Origin of the sequence: Caballeronia pedi (genome assembly GCF_001544915.2) — a bacterium.
Lineage (GTDB): Bacteria > Pseudomonadota > Gammaproteobacteria > Burkholderiales > Burkholderiaceae > Caballeronia > Caballeronia pedi.
Genome location: NZ_FCOE02000127.1, coordinates 1 through 790, shown reverse-complemented (window position 1 = coordinate 790; position 790 = coordinate 1). Strand labels below are relative to the sequence as shown.

1 protein-coding gene is annotated in these 790 nt (G+C 57.6%); it reads right to left on the bottom strand.

Annotated features, from left to right (window positions below; all coding sequences use genetic code 11):
• Positions 1-6 precede the first annotated feature (6 nt).
• Positions 7-790 (bottom strand): IS30 family transposase (locus AWB80_RS42825; protein ID WP_061180613.1); only part of this gene is annotated, 784 nt, incomplete at its 5' end.

Here is a 790-nt window from a genome sequence, read left to right as displayed (position 1 = left end):
GCGGATTCAACCGGTCGATGCAATAGTTTGCTGGAACCGTTCGGCTGGCGTTTCGTATCCGAGCGTCTTTCTCGGACGCTCGTTCAGCCGTCGCGCCACGGCATTAAGCTTAGCCTGCGAATACACGGACAGATCTGTGCCTTTGGGGAAGTACTGCCATAGAAGTCCGTTTGTATTCTCGTTTGATCCTCGCTGCCACGGATGCTGGGGGTCGCAGAAGTAGACCTGGATATCAGTGGCCACGGTGAATCGTTTGTTCCCGGCCATCTCTGTTCCCCGATCCCAAGTTAGTGATTTATAGAGCTCCTGTGGCAACTTGGTGGCATGTTTGATGAGGGCATTGATTACCGTTTCGCTATCCTTGCTGGGAATCCCGACCAGCATCACGTAGCGTGTCTGGCGCTCAACGAGCGTTGCTATCTGGCTGTTCGCGCTGCCGCACAAGAGATCGCCCTCCCAGTGGCCCGGTACGGCGCGATCTTCAACTGTTGCCGGACGTTCGCTGATCGACACCGTCTCGCGGATCCGGCCGTGATCGTCAGTCTTTTGCGTATGGTGGCGCGATCGCCGCATCGCTCGTGTGCGACGCAGATGTTCCAGCAACTCCTTCTTAAGGGCACCACGGGCGTGGATGAAGAGGCTGCGATAGATCGTCTCGTGAGACACGTGGTAGTCCTCGTCTGAATACGAGCGCCTGAGCCATCCTGCAATCTGCTGCGGTGACCACTGCAACTGGAGCTTGCCTGCCACGATCTGCGCTAGCGCCCGGGACTCAACCAGCTTGCAGGCT